Origin of the sequence: Hydrogenimonas sp. (assembly GCF_029933015.1) — a bacterium.
GTDB lineage: Bacteria > Campylobacterota > Campylobacteria > Campylobacterales > Hydrogenimonadaceae > Hydrogenimonas.
Genome location: NZ_JAOZOZ010000042.1, coordinates 8871 through 12849, shown reverse-complemented (window position 1 = coordinate 12849; position 3979 = coordinate 8871). Strand labels below are relative to the sequence as shown.

The following is a 3979-nucleotide window of genomic DNA, read 5'->3' as shown; positions in this document are numbered from 1 at the left end:
GTACCGATCGCTATCATCGATAGCTTCTTGACGATCGAACTCATGCTGCCTCCTTCTTTAAATTTTCCTGAAATTACAGGCTGAATTTTTCAATTAAATGAAAAATCCAAACTGCGTGTTAAAATAATAGTTAATTTATCGTTAATTTTTCTTGACATGCGTCAATTTTTACCTATTGAATTTATTGTATAAATTACTACATATAATAAATATACGCTTTAATATCCAAGGAGAGAACATGAGCAACGAACGACCGGTACCACGAAACGAAGAGATAGAGCTCGACAATACCAAATATATAGAGAGCGAAACCGATACGAAAGGCATCATCACCGACGCCAACGACTATTTCTGCGAAATTTCAGGCTACAAAAAAGAGGAGCTGATCGGGCAGCCCCACAACATCGTCCGCCATCCCGACATGCCGAAAATCGCCTTCAAACTGGTGTGGGACCGCATCAAATCGGGCAAAAACATCAACGCCGCCATCAAAAACCTCGCCAAGGACGGCCGTTACTACTGGGTCTTCACCCATTTCGAGATCATCCGCGACATCAACACCAAAGAGATCACCGGCTATCGGGCCTACCGCAAAGCGGTCTCCAGGCACGTCAAGGAGATCCTCGATCCCCTTTACAAAAAACTGGTGGAGCTCGAAAAAGAGGGCGGCATGGAAGCGAGCGAGAAATACCTGAACGAAGTGCTGGCCGAAGCGGGCGAAGAGGTCACCTTCGACAATCTGCTGGAGGAGATTCACCGCCTCTATTGAGAGATCGCACGATAAAACCGGTTCATTCTCCCTTTGGAAGGCGCACGAAGGCGCCTTTCGTTTCAAGCCACGCATTCAACTGATCGAACGGGTCGTTCGCTTTCAGTGTCTCCATGTCACCGATCATGATCAGCTTCGTTTTCGCCCGGGTCATGGCCACATTGAGGCGTCTTCGGTCTTTGACGAAACCGATCTCTCTGGCCAGGTTGGAGCGGACGAAGGAGATCACGATCACCTCCTTCTCCCGCCCCTGAAAACCGTCGACGCTTTTGACTTCACACCCGATCTCTCTTTCTTCCAGCATCTTTCTTATCCGTTTCACCTGCGAAAGATAGGGGGTGATGACACCGATCGATTCGGCTTGCACGCCTCCCTCGACCAGCGCTTCGAGACATGAAACGACCCACTCGGCTTCTGCGGGATTTTCATAGGAGGTGGAGCGCGCAGGAAGCCTCTCGTCGGCATCGGTCCCGGCCGTATCGGCGAATACGACCGCAGAGGCGGGATCGACGATACGTCGGAGCGTCTTGTCTGCCGGCAGCTTTTCGATGGCGAGTCTGCGATGCGCCACCGAATCGTCCGCCCGGAGCTTTCCTTCATACATCAGACGGTTGGGAAAATCCATGATCGTCTCACACATGCGATACTGGACCTCGAGCATCTTCCGCGGTACCTCTTCGCGTGCCATCAGACGCTCGAAGAGTGAACGCTTGAGGATGTCGAGGTCGCTGATCACCGTCGGCGGCAGTTGTCTGTGATCGCCGGCCAGGATCGCTTTTTTCGCCCGCATCATTGGAAGAAGCGTGGAGGGTTCCATCTGCTGGCTCGCCTCGTCGATGACCGCCACGTCGAAAGTGACGCCTTCGAGCGCTTCGGAGCCGATCATCCCGTTGGTCGAAAGCACGACGTCGGCCTTTTCGACGATATCCCGCACGATCGCCTCCTCCAGCTCCCTTATCGCCGCAAAGAACCGCTCGACCTTCTCGTCCTCTTTGATCCACCGGGCCATCGACTGGATCGTTTTGACATCCACACCCCTGTAACTCCGTCCCGTCGCCGCCAGGGTCTTGATCCGCTCCCGGCTCATTCCACGCAGCCTCGAGGGCGTGGGCTTGCTGTAGCGGTTGCGCTCTTCCACGAGGGCCTGCGCCTCATCGAGCATCGCTTTGACTTTTTTGCTCCGTTCGTCCGCTTCGATCCGGGCGAATAGCGAATAGCGCTCCAGCTTCTCGCCGATGCGGGCCGGATGGCCGATGCGCACCAGGTCCAGCCCCTCCTTTTCGGCCAGTTTTTCGAGCATATTGTCCACCGCCACGTTGGAGTCGGCGGCGGCCAGTACCTTTTGGCCCCGTTTGCTCATCTGCACGATCGCCTCCACGACGGTCGTCGTCTTGCCGGTGCCCGGAGGACCGTGGATCGAAGCCACATCCTTCGTACCCAACGCCAGTGACACCGCCTCCGTCTGGGCGTCGTTGAGACGGTCGTTTTCGGGCGTGAAGGCGACCGGTTTCACCGATCCCGGAAGCCTGAGCTCCAGCACGATATCCCGCAGCCTCACAAAGGGCTCGCCGATGTGGCGCATCGCCTCCAGATTGGTCTCCATCCGCTTGAAGGTGACGTCGTTGACGAAAAGATCGAGTCGTATGTCGCCCTCTCTGATCCACGGTGGCGGCTTGGTGGAGAAGGCGACTTCGACATAGTTGCGCGACACCTGCATCACGGTGGCCGTCAGATCGCTTTTGAGCGGTTCACCCCGGCTGATCAGCACGATGTCGCCGCTGCCGATTTCTGTATCTATGATCCGGTCACGGCTGAATCTGACCAGCCACAGATCGAACTTGCGCCCCGCATGCCTTCCCCTGAGTCCCAGTATGGCACGACCGTAGATCTCCCTCTCCCGGCCGCTGATAGAGCGGATCTCCCGGATCTGGGCATCCATTTCGGCCCGGCGCTCGGCGTCGATGAGCCGTTTGTACTCTTCGATATAGTCGTGAATCGTGACGATGCGATGCTCCAGCTCACGGCTGGGAATCATCTCTTTGGGGAGTTTGAAATGGCTCTTTTTCGTGGGGATATAGAGGATCCACCCGTCACCTTCGTAGATACGGGCGATGTTTGAGGATTTGATTTTGTAGCGGCGCAGCTGCGCCGTCCGCTTCCGCTCGTCCAGCCGGGCAGGAAGTACGAAAGGGAGCGGACGTTTGGACGCCATCAGTGTCCGGCGGGCGCTTCGTGCTCGGAAGAATCTGTAGGCGCGGTATGCTCGACCGCTTCAGTGGCGGCTTCGGTGGCCTCATGGGCCGCTTCGGTCGCTTCCTGGGCCGCCTCTTCCGCTTCATGCGCAGCTTCCTGTGCGGCTTCGGTCGCCTCCTCGGCTTTCTCTTCTACCGCTTCTGCAGCTTCCTGGACCGCTTCGTGGGTCGCCTCTTCTACGCTCTCTGTAGCGGGCGTCGCTTCGTGCGCACCGCTCTCTTCGGCCGGAGCTGCCTCTTCATGGCCGGCAGGCTCGGTTGCGGCAGGCTCGCTCTTCTCTTCGGCCGGAGCTTCCGCCGCCGGTGCAGCCTCTTCGCCGCTCTCTTCCACAGCCTCCTGTTCCCCGGCAGCGGGAGCGGTCGCTTCGTGCGCTTCCGTACCCGCCTGGGCCGCTGCGACATTCACACCATATTTATAGACCAGTTCACCGCCATCTTTGGCCTGCTTGAATGTGACACCGATGAAAATGAGAAGCATCGCCAGGAAAAAGTCGCGGGCCCAGGGCTTTTTGACCAGCATCGCCAGCAGTTTCAGAACGAAGAGGATCCCCATCGCATAGACGAGATAGGTTCCCAGCAGCTTGTGGAATCCAAGCTCCTCCTGTGCCGCTGCCGAAAGGGCGTCGTACGCATGCGAACCGTCCGCTTTACCCGAGAAGAAGGCACCGGCGTAGACCAGCAGGGCCAGTGTCATCAGAAAGAGCGACGTGACACTGACAGCCCGGTTGCGCGCCTTGATATTGGCTATCTCGAGCAGAAAGACGATCACCGGAATCGCGATCGCGAAGTGGACGAAGATCGGGTGCACCAGCAAAGGCACCTCGAACGGCAGCTGGACCGGAATGTCGATGGCAGGCAGATTCATGGTTTCTCCTTGGATTGAATGGAATTTGAAAGATTATACATAAAAAAAGCTGAAAGAATTGGAGAGCAGGAAACGGGAAACAGAGAACGAAAC

3 protein-coding genes are annotated in these 3979 nt (G+C 56.5%); 1 reads left to right on the top strand and 2 read right to left on the bottom strand.

Annotation, left to right across the window (positions count from 1 at the left end):
* Positions 1-238 precede the first annotated feature (238 nt).
* On the top strand, positions 239-769 hold the full coding sequence (locus Q1K23_RS04550; protein ID WP_300362812.1) for a PAS domain-containing protein: 531 nt from the start codon (positions 239-241) through the stop codon (positions 767-769).
* A gap of 22 nt (positions 770-791) precedes the next feature.
* Here Q1K23_RS04550 and Q1K23_RS04545 read toward each other — a convergent pair whose 3' ends face one another.
* Both Q1K23_RS04545 and Q1K23_RS04540 read right to left on the bottom strand, forming a co-directional pair.
* Positions 792-2981 carry an IGHMBP2 family helicase gene (locus Q1K23_RS04545; protein ID WP_300362811.1) on the bottom strand — a complete coding sequence of 730 codons (2190 nt, stop codon included), beginning with the start codon at positions 2979-2981 and terminating at the stop codon, positions 792-794.
* Entirely contained in the window at positions 2981-3886 is a 906-nt protein-coding gene (locus Q1K23_RS04540) for a DUF2231 domain-containing protein (protein WP_300362809.1), read from the bottom strand. The genes Q1K23_RS04545 and Q1K23_RS04540 overlap by 1 nt, the downstream gene beginning before the upstream one ends.
* Positions 3887-3979 lie beyond the last annotated feature (93 nt).